We start from the raw sequence: 17,394 nt of genomic DNA, 5'->3' as shown, positions 1-17,394 counted from the left end.
TCAGAACAGCCGGAACTCGTCGGACTCGATGCCGCGGAGTTCGTCGTAGTCCAGGGTCAGGCAGCGGATGCCGCGGTCCTCGGCCAGCGTGCGGGCCTGCGGTTTGATGATCTGGGCTGCGAACACGCCCTGCACCGGTGCCAGGAGCGGGTCGCGGTTGAGCAGTTCCAGGTAGCGCGTCAGCTGCTCGACGCCGTCGATTTCGCCGCGGCGCTTGATCTCGACCGCCACCGAGCGGCCGTCGGCGTCGCGGGCCATGATGTCGACCGGGCCGATCGCCGTGGGGAATTCGCGGCGGACGAGCGTGTAACCGTCGCCCAGGGTCTTGATGTGCTCGGCCAGCAGTTCCTGCAGGTGCGCCTCGACACCGTCCTTCTGCAGGCCCGGTTCCGCGCCCAGGGCCTGGGAGTAGTCGTGGAAGACCTCCTCGATCGAGATCACCAGCTTCTCGCCCTGTTTGTTCTCGACGATCCAGAGCTTGCCGTCCTCGATCAGCCAGCAGGGCGGGCTCATCCAGTTCAACGGTTTGTACGCACGGTCGTCGGAGTGCACCGACACCGAGCCGTCGGACTTGACGAGCAGCAGGCGGGTGGCCATCGGCAGGTGGGCGGTGAGCCGGCCGGCGTAGTCGACCTGGCACCGCGCGATCACGAGACGCACCCGAGGAGGGTAGGACAGGGTCGGTGATACTGGGCGCGTGGACCCCATTCAGCGTGTCGCGTCCCGCGAGGTGTACCGGAACAACTGGATGACGGTGCGGGAGGACAAAATCCGCCGTCCCGACGGCTCGGCGGGCATTTACGGCGTGATCGACAAGCCGTCGTACGCGCTGGTGATCGCCCAGGACGGCGACCGCTTCCGGCTGGTCGAGCAGTTCCGCTACCCGCTCGGCGAACGGCGGTGGGAGTTCCCGCAGGGCACCGCACCGGACCTCGCCGACGTCCCGCCCGCGGAGCTGGCCGCGCGCGAACTGCGCGAGGAGACCGGGCTGCGCGCCGGCTCGATGGTCCCGCTCGGCAAGCTCGACGTCGCCGCCGGCATGAGCAGCCAGCGCGGCTGGGTGTTCCTCGCCACGGACATCACCGAGGGCGAGCCGGAGCGCGAACACGAGGAGCAGGACATGCGCAGCGCGTGGTTCGCGCGCGCGGACGTCGAGAAGATGATCCTCACGGGCGACATCACCGACGCGCAGTCGATCGCCGCGTGGGCGCAGCTCATGCTGGCCGAGCGGCACCGGCCTTGAGCATCCCGCGGATCACCAGGTGGTGGAACGGCTTGATCAGCGTGAAGTAGGCCGGGCCGACGCGGTTGTGGAAGTGCACGATCGTGCCGAGCCGGAAGCCGCGCGGCACCGCTTCGACCGTCAGGTACCCGGTCAGGTGGCTGTCGTCGACCCCGGCGACGAGGTAGTGCTCCGGGTCCCCGGCCCGCACGGTGAAGAACGCCACGCGGTCGCCGGGCTCGAAGCCGACGTCCGCCGGCCGGAGGCGGCCGGAGCGCGGGACTGACGCTGTGTCCAGCCGCAGCGCCTTGGTGAGCAGGTACCGGGCGCCGAACAGGACCTTCACCCAGGCCGGCGACCAGCCGAAGACACCGGCGACGAACTCGCGCAGGCTGTTTTCGCTTTCGATTTCCTTGAATTCGACGTAGTCGGCGCCGTCGAGGTAGGGCTCGGTCATCTTGTTCTCCCCAGTACGAGTTCCAACGCGCTCCTGAGCCGCCGTCCGGACAGCGGCGGCACGACCTGGCCGGCGCCGACGACAACGAGGTACAGCGCCCGGCCGAGTTCCGCGTCACCGCAGACTTCGGTCAGGTAATCCACGCGGGTGCGATCGATGCGCTCCTGGATCGTCCGCGCCTCGGCGTCCTGCAAGGCCCAGGCCCGGACGGCGATCTCGAGCCCGGGAGCGGGTCCCGGCGCGGTCACCAGGTCCATCAGCGTGCGCAGCCGGTCGCCGCCCGCCTGTTCGGCCTGCGCCACGAACCGCGTGGTGCGTTCGGCCTCGAAGTGCTCCAGCAGCGCGGTGCGGTAGCCGCTCATGCCCTTGAAGTGGTGGTAGAAGGAGCCTTTCGACAGCCCGAGCCGCTCGGTCAGCCGCTCGATGGTCACCGACGGCGCACCCTGCTCCGCCAGCAGCACCAACCCCGCGTCCAGCCAGTCCCGCTTGCCCACCATATCCATACCATACCGTATGGTACGTTCGCCGACAGCGCAAAACCGAGCTTTCACGTGAAAGCTCGGGATCAGTCGGGCCAGGAGGGTTTGCGCTTCTCCAGGAACGCGGCCATGCCCTCGCGGGCGCCGGGCAGCTGGGACGCCGCGGCCATGACCTCCAGCGCGATCGCGTACGCGTCGGCTTCGGGCCGGTCGAGCTGGGCGTAGAGCGTCGCCTTGCCCACCGCCTTGCTCGCCCGGCTGCCGCGCGTCGCCCGGGCCAGCAGGTCTCCGACGGCGTCGTCGAGCTGCTCGTCGGGCACCACCCGGTTGACCAGGCCCCAGTCGAGCGCGGTGGGCGCGTCGATGACGTCTCCGGTCAGGGCCAGTTCCATCAGGCGCTTGCGGCCGATCGAGCGCGCCACCGGGACCGCCGGCGTGTGGCAGAACCAGCCGCCCTTGCCGCCCGGCAGGGCGAAACCCGCCGACTCGGCGGCCACGGCCAGGTCGCACGACGCCACGAGCTGGCAGCCCGCCGCCGTCGCCAGGCCGTGCACCCGCGCGATGACGACCTGCGGGACCGACTGCATGGTCTTCATCAGGTCGGTGCACAGCGTGAGCAGCTCGCGGACCCCCATCAGGTCGCGCGCGGCCACGTCGCCGAAGTCGTGCCCGGCGGAGAACACCGGTCCGGCGCCGGCCAGCACGATGCCGGTCGCGTCGGACGTGCCCGCCTCGCGGAACGCGGCGAGCAGCTCGGCGAGGTGGTCCGCGGACAGCGAATTGCGCCGCGCCGCCCGGTTCATGGTGATCGTGACGGTCCCGCCGTCCCGCTTCACGAGGAGGTGCTCGTACATCCCTCGACGGTAACCCCTCCGGACCGGAATGTGCGCCGGTAACCGTCCGGGCCGACGCCGACCTCGGCGCGCATCCGCCGCCGCAGATTGGCCGCCGTGCCCAGCCCGGACCGCTCGGCGACCCGCTCGACCGGCAGCGACGTCGTCTCCAGCAGCCGCTGCGCGTACCGGACGCGCTGGACGCGCAGCCAGCGTCCCGGCGTCACGCCGCTGGCCGCGGCAAACTCCCGGTGGAACGTCCGCTCGCTCATCCGCGCGTGCTCGGCGAGGTCCTCGACGCCGATGCCGGACCCGAGCCGGGCCAGCGCCCAGTCCATTGTGGACGCCATGCCGGGCTGGGCCGACGGCGGCGGCAGCGGGTTGTCGACGTACTGCCGCTGCCCGCCTTCCCGCGCCGGCGGCATCACCAGCCGGCGGGCCAGCGCGGCGGCGACGTCGGCCCCGTGGTCGCGCCGGACCAGGTACAGGCAGAGGTCGAGCCCGCCGACGACGCCCGCGGACGTCAGGACACCGCCGTCGTCGGTGTAGAGCACGTCGCGCTGCAGGTCCGCCCGCGGCGCGACGCGGGCGAGCGCGTCGAGGTCGCGCCAATGCGTGGTCGCCGGGCGGCCGTCGAGCAGGCCGGCGGCCGCCAGCGTGAACGCGCCGGAGCACAACCCGGCGACGGTGCGCCCGTCCCGGTGTGCCCGCCGCAACGCGGTGACCGCCGACGCGGGCACCGGGGAAAGGGGGTCGTCGCGGCCCGGCGCCAGCACGAGGTCGCAGCCGTCGAGCCCGGCGAGCCCGTGCGTGGCCGCGACGTCACCGAACGGCGACGCGGGCGTGCGCACCCGGCCGGGACTGCACAGCCGCACCGTGAACGGGCCGATCCCGCTGTCGGTCCGGTCCTGGCCCCAGACCTCGCCGATCACCGCGAGGTCGAACATCCGGGTGCCCGGCAGCAGCAGAACGCCGATCGTGCGCATGGCAGGAAAGTACCGCATCGCGCGCCTTCTGCCACTCCCCTCGGACGGCGGAGACCGCGAAACTCGACGGCATGACCGAAACGGCACTCATCCTGATCGACGTCCAGCGCGGGTTCGACGAAGCGGAGTTCTGGGGTCCGCGCAACAACCCCGGCGCCGAAGCGAACATGAAGGCCCTGCTCGACGCGTGGCAGGAGCGGCGGCTGCCGGTGGTGCTCGTGCGCCACGACTCCCCCAAGCCCGGCTCCCCGCTGCGGCCCGGCCAGCCGGGCAACGACTTCAAGCCCGAACTCGACGGCGCCCGGCCGGACCTGGTCTTCGGCAAGCAGGTCAACTCGGCGTTCATCGGCGACGTCGACCTCGACGCGTGGCTGCGCAAGCGGGGCATCACGAGCTTCGTCGTGGCCGGCATCCAGACGAACTTCTGCTGCGAAACGACCGCGCGGATGGGCGGAAACCTCGGCTACGACGTGACTTTCGCCCTCGACGCCACGTTCACGTTCGACCTCCCGGAGGTGACCGCGGACGAGCTGTACCGCGTCACGGCGGCGAACCTGGCGAACCAGTTCGCCACCGTGAAGTCTGCGAAGGACATCCTGGCGGAGCTCAGCTGAGGCCGTGCCGCTCCCGGATCAGGCTGACGATGCCGTCCATGATCCCGGTGAGCTCGTAGTCCTTGGGCGTGAACACCCGGGCGATGCCGCGTTCGGCGAGCAGCGCGGCATCGTCCGGGGGGATGATCCCGCCGACGATCACCGGCACGTCGCCCGCACCCGCGGCGCGCAGGCCGTCGACGACGTGCGGGACGACCTCGAGGTGCGAGCCCGAAAGCACGGACAGCCCCACGACGTGCACGCCTTCCTGCACCGCGGCCGCGACGATCTGCTCGGGCGTCAGCCGGATGCCCTGGTAGACGACCTCGAAGCCGACGTCGCGCGCCCGGACGGCGACCTGCTCGGCGCCGTTGGAGTGCCCGTCGAGGCCCGGCTTGCCGACCAGGATCCGCAGCCGCTCGCCGAGTTCGGCTTCGGTTTCCCGGACCCGCGTGCGGACCCGCTCCAGCTCGGGATCACCCGTGCCGGCGACCGCGGACGCGGAAACGCCGGTGGGCGCCCGGTATTCGCCGAACACCTCGCGCAGCGCGCCGGCCCACTCGCCCGTGGTCACGCCGGCCCGCGCACAGTCCACAGTGGCCTCGAAGAGGTTTTCCGTGGTCTGCGCGCGTTCCTTCAGCGTGGCCAGCGACCGCTCGACGGCGTCGTTGTCGCGCCCGGAGCGCCATTCCTCGATGGCGGTGACGGCGGCTTTCTCGACGGCGGGGTCGATCGTTTCGATCGCCTTCGCGCCTTCGGCCTGCAGCGGCGACGGCTCGGTCGTCCCGAACTTGTTGACGCCGACGAGGACGCGGTCACCGTTCTCCATTTCGCGGCGGTACTCGGCCAGCGAGGTGACCAGCTGCGACTTCATGTAGCCGCTCTCGACCGCGGCGACCGCGCCGCCGAGGTCTTGCACGCGGGCGATCTCCTCGCGGGCACCGGCCATGATCTCGTCGACCTTGGCCTGGATGACGTGCGAGCCGTCGAAGATGTCCTCGTACTCCAGCAGGTCCGTCTCGAACGCGAGCACCTGTTGCATCCGCAGCGCCCACTGCTGGTCCCAGGGCCGGGGCAGGCCGAGGGCTTCGTTCCACGCGGGCAGCTGGATCGCGCGGGCGCGGGCGCCGCGGGAGAGCGACACCGCGAGCATCTCCAGCACGATCCGCTGGACGTTGTTCTCCGGCTGGGCCTCGGTCAGCCCGAGCGAGTTGACCTGCACGCCGTAACGCAGCCGGCGCGCCTTGGGATCCGTTACGCCGTACCGGTCCCGCGTGAGCTCGTCCCAAAGCGCGGTGAACGCGCGCATCTTGGACATCTCCTCGACGAACCGGACGCCGGCGTTGACGAAGAAGGAGATCCGCGCGACGACCTTCGCCATGTCGGCCTGGTCGACCTGCCCCGAGTCGCGGACGGCGTCGAGCACGGCGATCGCGGTGCACAGCGCGTACGCGACTTCCTGCGTCGGCGTCGCCCCGGCTTCCTGCAGGTGGTAGCTGCAGATGTTGATCGGGTTCCACTTCGGCACGTGGTGCACGGTCCACGCGATCACGTCGGTGATCAGCCGCAGGCTCGGCCCCGGCGGGAAGATGTAGGTGCCGCGGGACAGGTATTCCTTGATGATGTCGTTCTGCGTGGTGCCGGCGAGCTTCGCGAGGACCTCGTCGACGTCGCGGCCCTCGGCCTCGGCCTGCTCGCGGGCCACGGAGACGTACAGCGCGAGCAGCCACATGGCCGGCGCGTTGATGGTCATCGACGTGTTCGCCTCGGCGAGCGGGATGCCGTCGAAGAGCCGCCGCATGTCGCCGATGTGCGACACGGGCACGCCGACCTTGCCGACCTCACCGCGGGCGAGCTGGTGGTCCGGGTCGTAGCCGGTCTGCGTGGGCAGGTCGAAGGCCACCGAGAGGCCGGTCTGGCCCTTCGCGAGGTTGCGCCGGTAGAGCTCGTTCGACGCGGCCGCCGAGGAGTGCCCCGCGTAGGTGCGCATCACCCACGGACGGTCTCGTTCGCGGTCCGTGGGATACGGCACGGGGCACCTCCGGCGGTGGACGTTTTGTCGAGTGTACCGGCCGGTAACTTAACGTGGCAGTGGAATCGAACACGTCCGGGTGACTCAGGCGCCGGCGGCCTGGCCCCGTGCGATCAGGTCGCGGACCCGTTCGGCCTCCGGCACCGCCACCAGCACGATCGGGACCTGCGATGACTTCGATCCCGCGGTCGCCTGCGCGCCGCCGAAGAGGCTCAGCAACCCGCCCGCCTCCCCGAAGGTCACCGTGCCGACGCCGTCCTCGCGGGGCTGGGTGACCGGGGGCGGCAACGCGCGCAGGTACGCCGACGCGCGGGTGCGGCCCGAGACGCCGTCGGCCACCACGACCCGCTGATCGGTCACCGCGTACACCGCGCGGCGCAGCGCCCACAGCCGCCCGATCACCGGCCCCCAGGCCGTCGCGAGCCCGAAGACCGCAAAAGCCGCGCCGATGTAGAAGGTGCGGCCCTCCCGGCCGAACCCGATCCCGGAGGCGGCGATCACGGACACCCAGACCACGCCGAAGGCGAGGCTGTACCAGTCGAGCCCCCTCGGCGCGATCCGCTGCGGCCGCCCCGACCACAGCAGCTGCTCACCCGGCAGCAGGACCTTCATCGGCACGTCCACGGCGACCTCCCCGGTCCTCTTTGCCCGGTGACGCTCGGGAGGGCCGGAAAGGTTGCCCCGGAAGCGCTCAGGCGGCCGAACTGCCCGGTTCCGGCGGGGCCTGGCGGGCCTTCGCCTCGTCGATCGCCTTGGTGAGCAGGTCGCGGACGCGCTTGGGCTCGCCGACGCCCATCAGCGTCACCGTTCCCGGCCCGCCGAAGGTGATGGTCCCGGTGCGGGACGGCCCCGGCTTGAGCACCGGCTCGGCCAGGCGGGCCAGTTCGCTGGACCGTTCCTTCTGCCGGAACAGGCCCGAGCGCGCGATGATCCGGCTGTCCGTCACCGCGTAGGTCGTGCGCCCGAGCGCGAGGTAGCGGACGACCGACCGGCCGGCCGCGCCGTAGAGGCCGAGCACCAGCGCGACGACCGCCACGACCATCGTGGGACCGCTCGGCTCCTGTGCGAGGAGGAACCAGAGCGCGGCGGCGGTGAGGACGAGCCCGGCAGGGGCGATCACCCCGTCCGCGGCGACGTAGAGCGGACGCTGGACCGGCTCGCCCGCCCAGAGCACGCGTTCACCGGGCAACAGCTCGATTTCCCCTGCTGACATGGCCGAACACTACTCTGCCGGGACCCCTCCCGCCGAGTTCCGCACCCTCTGTGCCCGGCTGATCGCGTGCTGCTGCAGCACCGGCGAACTGTGTGACGGAAATCCGCGAGACCGGGCCGGTGCCGTCGATTAGCGTGGGCAGCCGTGACGTGGAGTACGTACGGAAGTTACCTGGTCATCGTGGTCCTGATCGTTCTCGCGCCGGGACCCGACACGATGATCATGCTCAAGAACGCGCTGTCCGGCGGGTTCCGGGGCGGCCTGCTCGCGTCGCTCGGCATCTTCACCGGCAACGCCGTGCAGGGCAGCGCCGCGGCGCTCGGTCTCGGCGTTCTCGTCGCGCGGTCGCAGCCGCTGTTCCTCACGCTCAAGTGGGCCGGTGCCGCCTACCTCGTCTTCCTCGGGATCCAGGCGCTGCGCGGGGCGTTCCGCGGCAACTACCACGCCGTCGAAGAGGCCCAGCGGCGCCGGGGCGGGGGTTTCCGGCGGTTCCGCGAAGGGTTCCTCTCCAACATCACCAACCCGAAGGTGCTGGTGCTGTACCTGTCCGTGCTGCCGCAGTTCCTCGACCCGGTGCGCACGACGACGTGGGACGCGCTCGTGCTGGCCTACACCGTCGCCGTGCTCGGCGTGCTGTGGTTGCTGGTGCTGCTGGTGTTCGTGCACCGCGTGCGGGCGTGGCTGGAGCGCCGCCGGGTGCGCCGCACCCTGGACGGCGTCACCGGCACCGCGCTGCTCGGCTTCGGTGCCGCCCTCGCCCTGGAATCCTGATGTCCTGGAGCACGTACGCCGGGTTCGCCGGGATGATGGCCTTCCTGGCGATGATGCCGGGCCCGGACACGATGGTCGTGCTGAAGAACGCCCTCACCGGCGGCGCCCGCGGCGGCGGCTGGGCGTGCGCCGGGATCACCGTCGCGAACTTCCTGCAGGGCACGGCGGCGGCGCTCGGCCTGGGCGCGGTGATCACCCGCTACCGGCCGCTGTTCGAGACGGTGAAGTGGCTCGGCGCGGCGTACCTGGTGTTCCTCGGTGTCCAGGCCCTTCGCGGCGCCTGGCGCGGGAACTACGAAGCCCTCGACGACGTCCGGAAGGCCCGCGCCTCCCGCGCCCGGCGGTTCCGCGAAGGGTTCCTCTCCAACCTCACCAACCCCAAGGTGATCGTGCTGTACCTGTCGGTGCTGCCGCAGTTCCTCACCCCGGGCGTGACCGACCAGGCCGACGCGCTGCTGCTGGCGTACACGGTCGCGGCACTGGGTGTGGTGTGGCAGGTGCTGCTGCTGTTCTTCGTGCACCGGGTCCGGGACTGGTTGCAGCAGCGCAAAGTCCGCCGGGTGATGGACGGCGCCACCGGTGCCGCACTGGTGGGCTTCGGCGCGGCGCTCGCTTTCGAGGCCTGACCCGCGTGTACGCGCCCGGCCGGTCAGGCGCGGTCGTGGAGGGTGACGTGGTAGCCGTCGGGGTCGGCGAAGGTGAACGTCCGGCCGAAGGGGCCGTCGATCGGCGCGGAGACGATGGTGTGGCCGTCGGCGGCCAGAGCGTCGTGGATGGCCTGGACGTCCGTGGCGTGGAGCCAGATCGCGGCACCGATGCCGGGCTGGGCCACCGAGGCGAGATCGGTGCCGGGAACGACGTCGCGGAGTGCGAACGCGATCGGCTTCGTCTCGAAGACGACGGCGTGCGGAGGTCCGGCCGGCGAGCGGACGAGGCCGAGGTACTGCTCGTAGAACGCCTGTGCCGCGGCGAGGTCGCGCGCTTGGAGCGAGATGAAGTCGGGGCCGGTGACGGGCATGGTGCTGCTCCTTCGTTGCGTGTCAGGTTCCTGACACGATCCAATGTATGTCAGAATGCTGACATGAGTCAAGACGGTGTCGGCGTCGACCTGGAGACGTCGCTGGGCTACCTGCTGAAAGAGGCGTCGAGCGCTCTTCGCACGGCCATGGAGGAGGTGCTGCGGCCGCTCGGGATGAACGTGACGCGCTACTCCTGCCTCGAACTGCTGGCGCAACGACCGGGCCTGTCGAACTCCGAGCTCGCGCGGGGTGCGTTCGTGACCCGGCAGTCGATGAACGTGCTGCTCCAGGCCCTGGAACGAGAGGGCTACGTGACCCGGCCCGCGGAGGCACCCGTCGGGAAGGTTCTTCCCACGCGGCTCACACCTCGCGGCCGGCGGATCCTCGAGAAGGCGTCCGGAGCGGTCCGGTCCGTCGAAGTCAGGATGCTGGCCGGCCTGACCGAAACCGAGCAGTCGGGCGCGTTCCGGATCCTGCAGAGCATGATCCGGTCCCTGCGCGACGGCGACGACGGCACCCCGGCGCCCGCCCCCGGGAACTAGAGCGTCCGGTCCAGCCAGTCGTAGATCCGGCCCGCCGCGAGGCGCTGGGCTCCGACGTGGCAGTGGGCGTCCGCGCCCTCCTCCGCCGTGAACGTCAGCAGCGTCTTCGGTGCCTCCAGGTGCGCGTACAGCCGACGCGGTTCCGTTTCCCGCTCGCCGCCGAAGAACAGGTCGTTCGCCGCTTCGCACACCAGGACCGGGCAGGTGATCTTCTCCGCCACGCCGTCTTCGAGCGTGTACTCCAGGTACTTCGCGACGAACTCGCGGTCGGTCGCCGCTCCGAGCACGTAGCGGCCGTGGTCGCACGCCCAGCGCAGGGTCGGGCTCGCCTGGCGGCCCGCCGACAGCAGCGCGTCGAGCTCCTCGTCGTGCGGCGCCCGGGCGCGGCGCACGATCTCCTCGCGGGGCCACGGCAGCATCGACGTCACGGCGGCACCCGCGTCGTACACGCCGTCCACCGCGACCACCGCCGCCAAGCGGTGTTCGAACGCCGCCGCGCGCGGGGCCAGCATGCCGCCCAGGCTCACACCGAGCAGCGCGATCCGCGACGGGTCGACGCCGGGAAGCGCCCGCGCGAAGTCCACCACCGGCGTCACGACGTGCTCCCAGTCCGGCCGGAAGACGAGCTTCGCGCGCCGGACCGCGCTCGGCTGGCCGGGTCCGTCGAACGTCAGCACGTGGTAGCCGCGCTCCGCGCCGGTCGCCGCACCCAGGTAGTGCAGTTCCTCGGCACTGCCGTCGAAACCGTTGTGCATGAGCAGCAACGGCTTCGGGCCGTCGCCCGGCGCGCGGTAGAAGTAGCCGCTCAGAACCGTTCCGTCGTAAGGGATTTCGATCGGCTCCGCGACTCCCGCGCGCCGGAAGCACTCGACACTCCGGTCGTACGCCGCCGCGATCCGCGGGTCCGCCGGGTCACCGTGCAGGAAGAACTCCGCCGCGAAGTAGTACGTCGACGCGCGCAGCAGCAGGTCGCGAGCGGTGACGGGGCCGGCGCCGGCCGCTTCGGCGTACAGCCGGTCGGCCGGCGCGCGGTAGGCGTCGTGCCAGCTGTCGTAGTCGCCCGCCGTCACCGTCGACGCCGCGGCGAGGACCTCGCCGAAGTCCGAGCCGCCGTAGGCCGCGTGGCCGAACAGGCGCAGGGTCTCGAACCAGAACTGCGTGTCCTCTTCGAACATCAGCTGCTTCATCGGATTTCCTCCCGCGCAAAGGTTTCGAACGAGCGGGCGGGTCGCCCGGTGACCTGTTCGACCGCTGCGGTGACGCGGTCTTCGGTGCCGCGCCGGATGTCCTCGTCGAGGGCGGCGAGCACCCGCGCGAACCCGACGGGGATCCCCGCCGCGGTCAGCCGTGCGGCGAAGTCGGCGGTGCCGACCGAGCGGTGCCGCACCGGATGTCCGACGCGCGCGGCGACGATCGCGGCCGCTTCGGCGTAGCTCAGGGCGGACGGTCCGGTCAGGACGTGTTCGGTGTTGTGCGGTACCGGATCGGTCAGTGCGCGGACGGCGACCGCCGCGATGTCGCCCGCGTCGACGAACGCGACCCGGCCGTCGCCGGTGGCCGTGACGATCTCGCCGTCCCGGACCCCCTGCGCGACCAGGTGTTCGCCGGTGAAGTTCTGCATGAACCAGGACGGCTTCAGCACGGCCCACTCCGGCACCGTGCGCACCAGCCGCTGCAGGTCGCCGAGACCGGGGACGGCTTCGGTGACGGCCGACGAGCTGAGCAGGACGACCCGGCGGACCCCGCCGGCCAGGGCGTCCGCCAGGAACGGCTCGACCAGCGCCACCGGCTCGGCCTCGCCGATCGGGGCCAGCAGGTACACCGCGGAGACCTCGCGCAGCGCGTCGGCGTGGGTCGACCGGTCCGCCCAGTCGAACCGGACGTGGCCGGCCTCGGCCGGCTTCCGCGTGGCCGCCCGCGCACCGAATCCCGCCTGGCGCAGGCCCGAGACGACCCGGCGCCCGGTCGTGCCGGTGCCGCCGAGGACCAGGACGTCAGCCACGGCCGCCGCCGGTGAAGGCCGCGGTCAGCTCGTCGAGGCCGCCGAGCACCTCGGCCGCGGCGAGCGGGCTCCAGTAGTCGCGGTAGCGACGGATCTCGCCGTCCTCGATCGTGATGACGGCGATGTAGGACAGCTCGTACGGCTTCTGCGACGCGACGACAACCCCGCCGATGGTCATTTCGACAACGACCACGGCCGGATCGGTGGTCTCGTGCACGGTCTTCGCCGTGACCTCCCGGATGTCCAGGAGGTTCGGGTAGTCGCGCAGGTACTCGCGGATCGCGTCGCGCCCCTCGACGCGCTTCGGGTAGCCCGGGCCGGCGAACGGGAACTCGAGGACGCCGTCGGCCGCCCAGAGCCCGGCGAACCCGGTCATGTCGTGCTTCATCAGCAGGTCGAGCGCGTGCTCGACGAGGTCACGTGCCGGCATCTAAGTCTCCTCAAACGATTGGACGAGACGGTACCGTCCCGTCGACAGGTTAGCCGGGACGGTACCGTCTCGTCCACCCGCTAGACTGCACCCATGGCACGCACCCCGACCGGCGCCGCCGTCCTCCAGCCCGAAGTCACCCGGGCCATCACCGACGCCGTGCTGCACGAGCTCGCCGAACAGGGCTACGGGCGGCTGTCGATGGAAGCGGTGGCCAAACGGGCCGGCGTCGGCAAGAGCGCGCTGTACCGGCGGTGGCGGTCGAAGCACGAGATGATCACCGCGGTCGTCGCGGAGTTCAGCGTGCAGCGCGCGGACGTCGAGGACACCGGTTCACTGCGCGGCGACCTGCGCGCGATGATCCAGGCGGTGCTGGACTGGCTCACGCACCCGCTGTTCTCGCGGGTCCTGCCGGACCTGGTCGCGGAAGGCGCGCGGAACCCGGAGCTGGCCGAAAGCGCGCGCACGAGCATCGGCGGACCCCGGCGCGACCGCGCGGAGGTCATGCTGCGCCGCGCGATCGCGCGCGGCGAGCTGCCGGAAGACCTCGACCTCGAGATGGCGCTGGACGTGCTGGCGGCGCCGATCTACTGGCGGCTGGTGGTCCGGCAGGCCCCCGCCGGCCCGGACTACCTGGACCGGCTGGTGGAGTACGCCCTGCGCGCGCTGGGAAGCTGAGTCACTTCCGCTCGGGGTCGCCGGCCACGCGCTTGATGTTCGCGCCCAGGCGGTTCAGGTTCTCGACGAAGTGCGGGTAGCCGCGGTCGATGTGGAAGACGTCCCAGACCTCGGTGATGCCGTCCGCGCACAGACCGGCCAGCACCAGCCCGGCGCCCGCGCGGATGTCCGACGCCCAGACCGGCGCGCTCGACAGCCTCTCGACGCCGCGGACCACCGCGTGGTGGCCGTCCGTGCGGGCGTCGCCGGACAGGCGCACCATCTCCTCGATGAAGCGGAAGCGCGCCTCGTAGACGTTCTCCGTGATCATCGACGTGCCTTCCGACACCGCCGACAGCGCGACCGCGAACGGCTGCAGGTCGGTCGCGAAGCCCGGGTACGGCAGCGTCACCCAGTCGACCGCCTTCGGCCGCTCGGGCTGGGCCACGCGGAAACCCTTGTCGCCGAACGTCTCGACGTCCGCGCCGGCCAGCTGCAGCTTGTTCAGCACCAGGTCGAGGTGGTGCGGGTTGACCCCGCGCACGGTGATGTCGCCGCGGGTCATCGAAGCGGCGAACGCCCAGGTCGCGCCCACAATCCGGTCGCCGATCACGCTGTGGGTGGTCGGGTGCAGCTGCTCCACGCCGTGCACGGTCAGCGTCGACGTCCCGGCGCCTTCGATCTTCGCGCCCATCTCGATGAGCATCGTGCAGATGTCGACGATCTCCGGCTCGCGCGCGCAGTTGTCGATGACCGTGGTGCCCTCGGCCAGCACCGCCGCCATCAGGATGTTCTCGGTCGCGCCGACGCTCGGGAAGTCCAGCCAGATCTGCGCGCCGACCAGCGTCTCGGCCTTCGCGACGACGCAGCCGTGCTCGATCGTGCTCGTCGCGCCCAGCTTGCGCAGGCCGTTCTGGTGCATGTCCAGCGGCCGCGAACCGATCGCGTCGCCGCCCGGCAACGCCACGACGGCCTGCTTCAGGCGGCCGACCAGCGGCCCCAGCACGCAGACGGACGCGCGCAGCTTGCCCATCGCCGCCGAGTCCGCGCGGTGCGACAGCTCGGCCGGCGTCGTGATGGTGGCGGTGTCGCCCTCGATGACGACCTCGCAGCCGACGCTCCGCAGCACGTCGCCCATCAGCGGGACGTCCAGGATCTGCGGGCAGTTCGTGATGGTCGTGGTGCCCTCCGCGAGGAGGGCGGCGGCCATCAGCTTCAGCACGCTGTTCTTCGCGCCGACCACGTCGACCTCGCCGACCAGCCGGGCTCCGCCATGGACGTCGAAGTGCTCGCTCATGGCCGCCAATCATGCCCTCTCGCCCGGATTCGGCCCGGGCGGGGGCCGCTATGGTGGCTTCATGGTCGTTCGCATCAACCGCGTGTACACGAAGGTCGGCGACAACGGCACGACCGCACTCGGCGACGGGTCCCGCGTGCCCAAGACGTCCCCGCGGCTGGGCGCGTACGCCGACACGGACGAGACGAACTCGGTGCTCGGCCTGGCGATCTCGGTGGGCGGGCTGCCGGCCGAGGTGACGGACGTGCTGCGCGCGGTGCAGAACGACCTCTTCGACGTCGGCGCCGATCTCTGCCTGCCGATCTCCGACGACCCGCCGTACCCGCCGCTGCGGATCACGGAGAAGTACGTCGAGCGGCTCGAGGCCTGGTGCGACCAGTTCAACGAGCGCCTGCCGAACCTGACGTCGTTCATCCTGCCGGGCGGGACGCCGGGAGCGGCGTTCCTCCACCAGGCGCGGACGGTGTCCCGCCGGGCCGAGCGGTCCGCGTGGGCGCTGCACGAGGCGGAGCCGGAAACGACGAACCCGGTGGCGGTGAAGTACCTGAACCGGCTGTCGGACCTGCTGTTCATCCTCGCCCGGCTGGCGAACCCCGACGGCGACGTGCTCTGGCAGCCGGGCGGGCAGCCCTAGATCCCCCAGCTCGCCCGCAGCGACCCCAGGGCCTGGTGGAAGCCGGGGAAGGTCTTCTTCACGCAGTCCGGGTCGTCCAGGGTCACGCCGTCGACGAGCAGGCCCGTGATGCTGAACGCCATCGCGATCCGGTGGTCGCGGCGGCACGCCACCAGCGTTCCGGTGGGCTGTCCCGGCTGGATCTCGATCCAGTCGCGGCCCGTCTCGACGGCGATCCCCATCGCGCGCAGGTTCTCCTCGCACGCGTCGAGCCGGTCGCACTCCTTGATGCGCGTGTTGTAGACGTCCTCGATGCGCACCGGGCCGGACGCGAACGGCGCGATCGCCGCCAGCGTCGGGACCGTGTCCGAGATGTCACGCATGTTCACCGTGAGGCCCTTCAGGCCGTCCGACGGGCCCGCGACCGTCACCGAGTCCGGCGTCAGGTCGACGTGCGCCCCCATCTCGCGCAGCACGTCGGCGAAGCGCACGTCGCCCTGCAGCGCGTCGGAGCCCAGGCCGGGAATGGTGACCGTGCGGCCGGTGACCGCCGCCGCGGCGAGGAAGTAGCTCGCCGTCGACGCGTCCGGCTCCACCGGGTACTCGCAGGCGCGGTACGGCTGCGCCGGGACCACGAACGTCTGCCCCTCACGGCGGACGTCGACACCGAAGCGGCGCATCATCTCCAGCGTGATCTCGACGTACGGCACCGAGACGAGGTCGGTGACCGTGATCCGCAGTCCCTCCGCGGTCAGCGGCCCGACCAGCAGCAACGCCGTCAGGAACTGCGACGACAGGCCCGCGTCCAGGGTCAGCTCGCCGCCCTTGATGCCGTTCGCGCGGACGGTCAGGGGGTGGTGGCCCGGCTCCCCGGCGAAGGTCAGGTCGACGCCCAGCTCCTGCAGGGCGTCGGTCAGCGGCCCGAGCGGGCGGCGGCGCATCTGACCGGACGCGTCGAAGCGGAACGTCCCGGTGCCGGCCGCGGCCAGCGCGGGCAGGAACCGGGCGGTGGTGGCGCCGTCACGGCAGAAGACGTCCGCTTCGGCGACGCCCGGGCCCGACGGCCGTCCCTCGATGGTCCAGGCGCCCGGCTGCCGGTCGACGCGGTAGCCGAGCTTCACGAGCCCCTCGGCGAAGCCCTCGGTGTCGTCCGAGTGCAGCGGACGGCCGAGCACGGTGGTCCCGTGCGCGGCGGCGGCCAGGAACAGGCCGCGGGCGGTGACGGACTTGGAGCCGGGAATCTCGACGAGGGTCACGTCACGAGTCTACGGAGAGCGGCACTTTCACGTGAAAGTGCAGCTTCGGTCAGTGCGGGAAATCTGGGCTGTCGAGGCCCAGCCGGAGGCGTCCTGACTGACGGAACCCGGAACTCGCATGATCCGAGGCGTCACTCGCGTGATTGGCGAGGCTGCACTTTCACGTGAAAGTGCAGCTTCGGTCAGTGCGGGGAGATTTCGGCCATCGGGCCCCAGTCGGAGGCGTCCTGGACGTTGATGATCCGCGGGTTGTCGGAGATGTACTTCCCCAGCGTGGCGACCGCGGTCTTGAAGTGCTCGGAGCCGACGTGCGCGACGGCCGCGTCCTGCCCCTCGAAGCCCTCGACCAGCACGTACGTGTTCTTGTCGTCAACGCTGCGGGACCACTCGAAGAACTTGTTGCCCGCCTCGGCGCGGGTGCCGCGGGTGAAGTCCCCGACGATGTCGAGCCAGGAGTCCGCGTACTCGGGCTTCACCGGCCACTTGACCACGATGAGAATCATGGCCTCCACGGTAAGCCCGCGAAGCCGCCGCCGGCTGTCTCGGAATGAGACAGATCAGGACGCGCGCGGAAGACGCCGCCCGGGCGGGGCCGACTCGAGCCACGAGAGGAAGCCCGTCAGCGCGCCCGGGCCCATGGCGATTTCGATCGCTTCCTGGGTCTCCGACTCGCAGCGCAGCACCGTCGAGCCCTCGGGGACGGCGTAGGCCTCGGTGCCGGACGGGTCACGGCGGTCGGCGATCTGCATGCTCTCGCGCTGGAAGACGCGGTCCGCGCCGGTCCGCAGGCTCCACACGCGGTACCAGACGAACTCGTCACCCTCGTAGCGGCCGAGCCCCAGGTGCCAGCTCGACCGCGGGTTGTCCGGACGCCACCGCAGCGCAACGCTGACGCCGCCACCGCGGCGCATCCGGATCCACCGCTGGCCGTACCAGGCGGCCAGCACCGCAAGCACGATCAGGAGCCCTGCTACGACCACGGTGATCTTCAC

The 17,394-nt window shown here is 71.3% G+C and carries 23 protein-coding genes; 7 read left to right on the top strand and 16 right to left on the bottom strand.

From position 1 onward, the window contains the following. On the bottom strand, positions 1–660 hold the full coding sequence (gene nucS, locus Q5425_RS14515; RefSeq protein ID WP_285985896.1) for an endonuclease NucS: 660 nt from the start codon (positions 658–660) through the stop codon (positions 1–3). Positions 661–697: 37 nt separating this feature from the next. Between nucS and Q5425_RS14510 the strand changes: the two genes are divergently transcribed. Next, positions 698–1,243, top strand: coding sequence for an NUDIX hydrolase (locus Q5425_RS14510; protein ID WP_308672723.1), 546 nt, complete (start codon positions 698–700; stop codon positions 1,241–1,243). Here Q5425_RS14510 and Q5425_RS14505 read toward each other — a convergent pair. The 4 genes from Q5425_RS14505 to Q5425_RS14490 all read right to left on the bottom strand — a co-directional run bounded on the left by Q5425_RS14505 (position 1,215) and on the right by Q5425_RS14490 (position 3,977). Beyond that, on the bottom strand, positions 1,215–1,679 hold the full coding sequence (locus Q5425_RS14505; protein WP_308672722.1) for a DUF2867 domain-containing protein: 465 nt from the start codon (positions 1,677–1,679) through the stop codon (positions 1,215–1,217). The genes Q5425_RS14510 and Q5425_RS14505 overlap by 29 nt on opposite strands. Continuing rightward, a complete protein-coding gene (locus Q5425_RS14500; RefSeq protein WP_308672721.1) occupies positions 1,676–2,176 on the bottom strand; it encodes a TetR/AcrR family transcriptional regulator in 501 nt (166 codons plus the stop codon). The genes Q5425_RS14505 and Q5425_RS14500 overlap by 4 nt, the downstream gene beginning before the upstream one ends. A 68-nt stretch (positions 2,177–2,244) precedes the next feature. Further along, positions 2,245–3,012 carry an enoyl-CoA hydratase-related protein gene (locus Q5425_RS14495; RefSeq protein ID WP_308672720.1) on the bottom strand — a complete coding sequence of 256 codons (768 nt, stop codon included), beginning with the start codon at positions 3,010–3,012 and terminating at the stop codon, positions 2,245–2,247. Further along, a complete protein-coding gene (locus Q5425_RS14490; RefSeq protein ID WP_308672719.1) occupies positions 2,991–3,977 on the bottom strand; it encodes a helix-turn-helix domain-containing protein in 987 nt (328 codons plus the stop codon). Before Q5425_RS14490 ends, Q5425_RS14495 begins: the two co-directional genes overlap by 22 nt. Positions 3,978–4,048: 71 nt before the next feature. Between Q5425_RS14490 and Q5425_RS14485 the strand changes: the two genes are divergently transcribed. Further along, positions 4,049–4,591 carry a cysteine hydrolase family protein gene (locus Q5425_RS14485; RefSeq protein WP_308672718.1) on the top strand — a complete coding sequence of 181 codons (543 nt, stop codon included), beginning with the start codon at positions 4,049–4,051 and terminating at the stop codon, positions 4,589–4,591. On the opposite strand, the gene Q5425_RS14480 is transcribed toward Q5425_RS14485, so the two are convergent. The 3 genes from Q5425_RS14480 to Q5425_RS14470 all read right to left on the bottom strand — a co-directional run bounded on the left by Q5425_RS14480 (position 4,584) and on the right by Q5425_RS14470 (position 7,815). Beyond that, on the bottom strand, positions 4,584–6,602 hold the full coding sequence (locus tag Q5425_RS14480; protein WP_308672717.1) for a protein meaA: 2,019 nt from the start codon (positions 6,600–6,602) through the stop codon (positions 4,584–4,586). The two genes, Q5425_RS14485 and Q5425_RS14480, sit on opposite strands and share 8 nt — an antisense overlap. Before the next feature lie 84 nt (positions 6,603–6,686). After that, the gene (locus Q5425_RS14475) at positions 6,687–7,226 is read right to left on the bottom strand and encodes a PH domain-containing protein (protein WP_308672716.1); all 540 of its coding nucleotides are present in this window, start codon (positions 7,224–7,226) and stop codon (positions 6,687–6,689) included. Between the two features lie 67 nt (positions 7,227–7,293). Further along, positions 7,294–7,815 (bottom strand): PH domain-containing protein, encoded by a 522-nt coding sequence (locus Q5425_RS14470; RefSeq protein ID WP_308672715.1) that lies wholly within the window; start codon positions 7,813–7,815, stop codon positions 7,294–7,296. Between the two features lie 144 nt (positions 7,816–7,959). Here Q5425_RS14470 and Q5425_RS14465 point away from each other — a divergent pair, with 144 nt between their 5' ends. Both Q5425_RS14465 and Q5425_RS14460 read left to right on the top strand, forming a co-directional pair. Beyond that, positions 7,960–8,586: a LysE family translocator gene (locus tag Q5425_RS14465; RefSeq protein ID WP_308672714.1), complete on the top strand. Its 627-nt coding sequence runs from the start codon at positions 7,960–7,962 to the stop codon at positions 8,584–8,586. After that, complete coding sequence (locus Q5425_RS14460; protein WP_308672713.1) at positions 8,586–9,212, top strand: LysE family translocator; 627 nt, start codon at positions 8,586–8,588, stop codon at positions 9,210–9,212. Before Q5425_RS14465 ends, Q5425_RS14460 begins: the two co-directional genes overlap by 1 nt. 23 nt (positions 9,213–9,235) lie before the next feature. Here Q5425_RS14460 and Q5425_RS14455 read toward each other — a convergent pair whose 3' ends face one another. Beyond that, positions 9,236–9,604: a VOC family protein gene (locus Q5425_RS14455; RefSeq protein WP_308672712.1), complete on the bottom strand. Its 369-nt coding sequence runs from the start codon at positions 9,602–9,604 to the stop codon at positions 9,236–9,238. Between the two features lie 63 nt (positions 9,605–9,667). Here Q5425_RS14455 and Q5425_RS14450 point away from each other — a divergent pair, with 63 nt between their 5' ends. Continuing rightward, entirely contained in the window at positions 9,668–10,147 is a 480-nt protein-coding gene (locus Q5425_RS14450; protein ID WP_308672711.1) for a MarR family transcriptional regulator, read from the top strand. Here Q5425_RS14450 and Q5425_RS14445 read toward each other — a convergent pair. The 3 genes from Q5425_RS14445 to Q5425_RS14435 are packed head-to-tail and all read right to left on the bottom strand — an operon-like array spanning position 10,144 to position 12,579. Further along, a complete protein-coding gene (locus Q5425_RS14445) occupies positions 10,144–11,334 on the bottom strand; it encodes an alpha/beta hydrolase (RefSeq protein ID WP_308672710.1) in 1,191 nt (396 codons plus the stop codon). The genes Q5425_RS14450 and Q5425_RS14445 overlap by 4 nt on opposite strands. Further along, positions 11,331–12,149, bottom strand: a complete 819-nt coding sequence (locus tag Q5425_RS14440; RefSeq protein ID WP_308672709.1) for an NAD(P)H-binding protein — start codon at positions 12,147–12,149, stop codon at positions 11,331–11,333. Before Q5425_RS14440 ends, Q5425_RS14445 begins: the two co-directional genes overlap by 4 nt. After that, positions 12,142–12,579, bottom strand: coding sequence for a nuclear transport factor 2 family protein (locus Q5425_RS14435; protein ID WP_308672708.1), 438 nt, complete (start codon positions 12,577–12,579; stop codon positions 12,142–12,144). Before Q5425_RS14435 ends, Q5425_RS14440 begins: the two co-directional genes overlap by 8 nt. A gap of 93 nt (positions 12,580–12,672) precedes the next feature. On the opposite strand from Q5425_RS14435, the gene Q5425_RS14430 reads away from it, so the two are divergent. After that, entirely contained in the window at positions 12,673–13,257 is a 585-nt protein-coding gene (locus Q5425_RS14430; protein WP_308672707.1) for a TetR/AcrR family transcriptional regulator, read from the top strand. Between the two features lies 1 nt (position 13,258). On the opposite strand, the gene murA is transcribed toward Q5425_RS14430, so the two are convergent. Beyond that, positions 13,259–14,533, bottom strand: a complete 1,275-nt coding sequence (gene murA / locus Q5425_RS14425; RefSeq protein WP_308672706.1) for a UDP-N-acetylglucosamine 1-carboxyvinyltransferase — start codon at positions 14,531–14,533, stop codon at positions 13,259–13,261. Between the two features lie 61 nt (positions 14,534–14,594). Between murA and Q5425_RS14420 the strand changes: the two genes are divergently transcribed. After that, positions 14,595–15,167, top strand: coding sequence for a cob(I)yrinic acid a,c-diamide adenosyltransferase (locus Q5425_RS14420; RefSeq protein ID WP_308672705.1), 573 nt, complete (start codon positions 14,595–14,597; stop codon positions 15,165–15,167). Here Q5425_RS14420 and aroA read toward each other — a convergent pair. The 3 genes from aroA to Q5425_RS14405 all read right to left on the bottom strand — a co-directional run bounded on the left by aroA (position 15,164) and on the right by Q5425_RS14405 (position 17,394). Then, the gene (gene aroA / locus Q5425_RS14415; RefSeq protein ID WP_308672704.1) at positions 15,164–16,402 is read right to left on the bottom strand and encodes a 3-phosphoshikimate 1-carboxyvinyltransferase; all 1,239 of its coding nucleotides are present in this window, start codon (positions 16,400–16,402) and stop codon (positions 15,164–15,166) included. The two genes, Q5425_RS14420 and aroA, sit on opposite strands and share 4 nt — an antisense overlap. 182 nt (positions 16,403–16,584) lie before the next feature. Then, entirely contained in the window at positions 16,585–16,905 is a 321-nt protein-coding gene (locus Q5425_RS14410; protein WP_308672703.1) for a putative quinol monooxygenase, read from the bottom strand. Positions 16,906–16,959: 54 nt separating this feature from the next. Then, a complete protein-coding gene (locus Q5425_RS14405; RefSeq protein ID WP_013229520.1) occupies positions 16,960–17,394 on the bottom strand; it encodes a DUF2550 domain-containing protein in 435 nt (144 codons plus the stop codon).

The sequence above is a fragment of the Amycolatopsis sp. A133 genome, assembly GCF_031082405.1.
GTDB lineage: Bacteria > Actinomycetota > Actinomycetes > Mycobacteriales > Pseudonocardiaceae > Amycolatopsis.
The sequence above is the reverse complement of the archived record's forward strand: the minus strand, read 5'-3'. Positions and strand labels throughout refer to the sequence as shown.

Coding starts and splice junctions, on each gene's coding strand:
- Q5425_RS14505 (WP_308672722.1), bottom strand. CDS start 1,679: ATGACCGAGCCCTACCTCGACGGCGCCGACTACGTCGAATTCAAGGAA.
- Q5425_RS14500 (WP_308672721.1), bottom strand. CDS start 2,176: ATGGTGGGCAAGCGGGACTGGCTGGACGCGGGGTTGGTGCTGCTGGCG.
- Q5425_RS14495 (WP_308672720.1), bottom strand. CDS start 3,012: ATGTACGAGCACCTCCTCGTGAAGCGGGACGGCGGGACCGTCACGATC.
- Q5425_RS14490 (WP_308672719.1), bottom strand. CDS start 3,977: ATGCGCACGATCGGCGTTCTGCTGCTGCCGGGCACCCGGATGTTCGAC.
- Q5425_RS14485 (WP_308672718.1), top strand. CDS start 4,049: ATGACCGAAACGGCACTCATCCTGATCGACGTCCAGCGCGGGTTCGAC.
- Q5425_RS14470 (WP_308672715.1), bottom strand. CDS start 7,815: ATGTCAGCAGGGGAAATCGAGCTGTTGCCCGGTGAACGCGTGCTCTGG.
- Q5425_RS14460 (WP_308672713.1), top strand. CDS start 8,586: ATGTCCTGGAGCACGTACGCCGGGTTCGCCGGGATGATGGCCTTCCTG.
- Q5425_RS14455 (WP_308672712.1), bottom strand. CDS start 9,604: ATGCCCGTCACCGGCCCCGACTTCATCTCGCTCCAAGCGCGCGACCTC.
- Q5425_RS14450 (WP_308672711.1), top strand. CDS start 9,668: ATGAGTCAAGACGGTGTCGGCGTCGACCTGGAGACGTCGCTGGGCTAC.
- Q5425_RS14445 (WP_308672710.1), bottom strand. CDS start 11,334: ATGAAGCAGCTGATGTTCGAAGAGGACACGCAGTTCTGGTTCGAGACC.
- Q5425_RS14435 (WP_308672708.1), bottom strand. CDS start 12,579: ATGCCGGCACGTGACCTCGTCGAGCACGCGCTCGACCTGCTGATGAAG.
- Q5425_RS14430 (WP_308672707.1), top strand. CDS start 12,673: ATGGCACGCACCCCGACCGGCGCCGCCGTCCTCCAGCCCGAAGTCACC.
- murA (WP_308672706.1), bottom strand. CDS start 14,533: ATGAGCGAGCACTTCGACGTCCATGGCGGAGCCCGGCTGGTCGGCGAG.
- Q5425_RS14420 (WP_308672705.1), top strand. CDS start 14,595: ATGGTCGTTCGCATCAACCGCGTGTACACGAAGGTCGGCGACAACGGC.
- Q5425_RS14410 (WP_308672703.1), bottom strand. CDS start 16,905: ATGATTCTCATCGTGGTCAAGTGGCCGGTGAAGCCCGAGTACGCGGAC.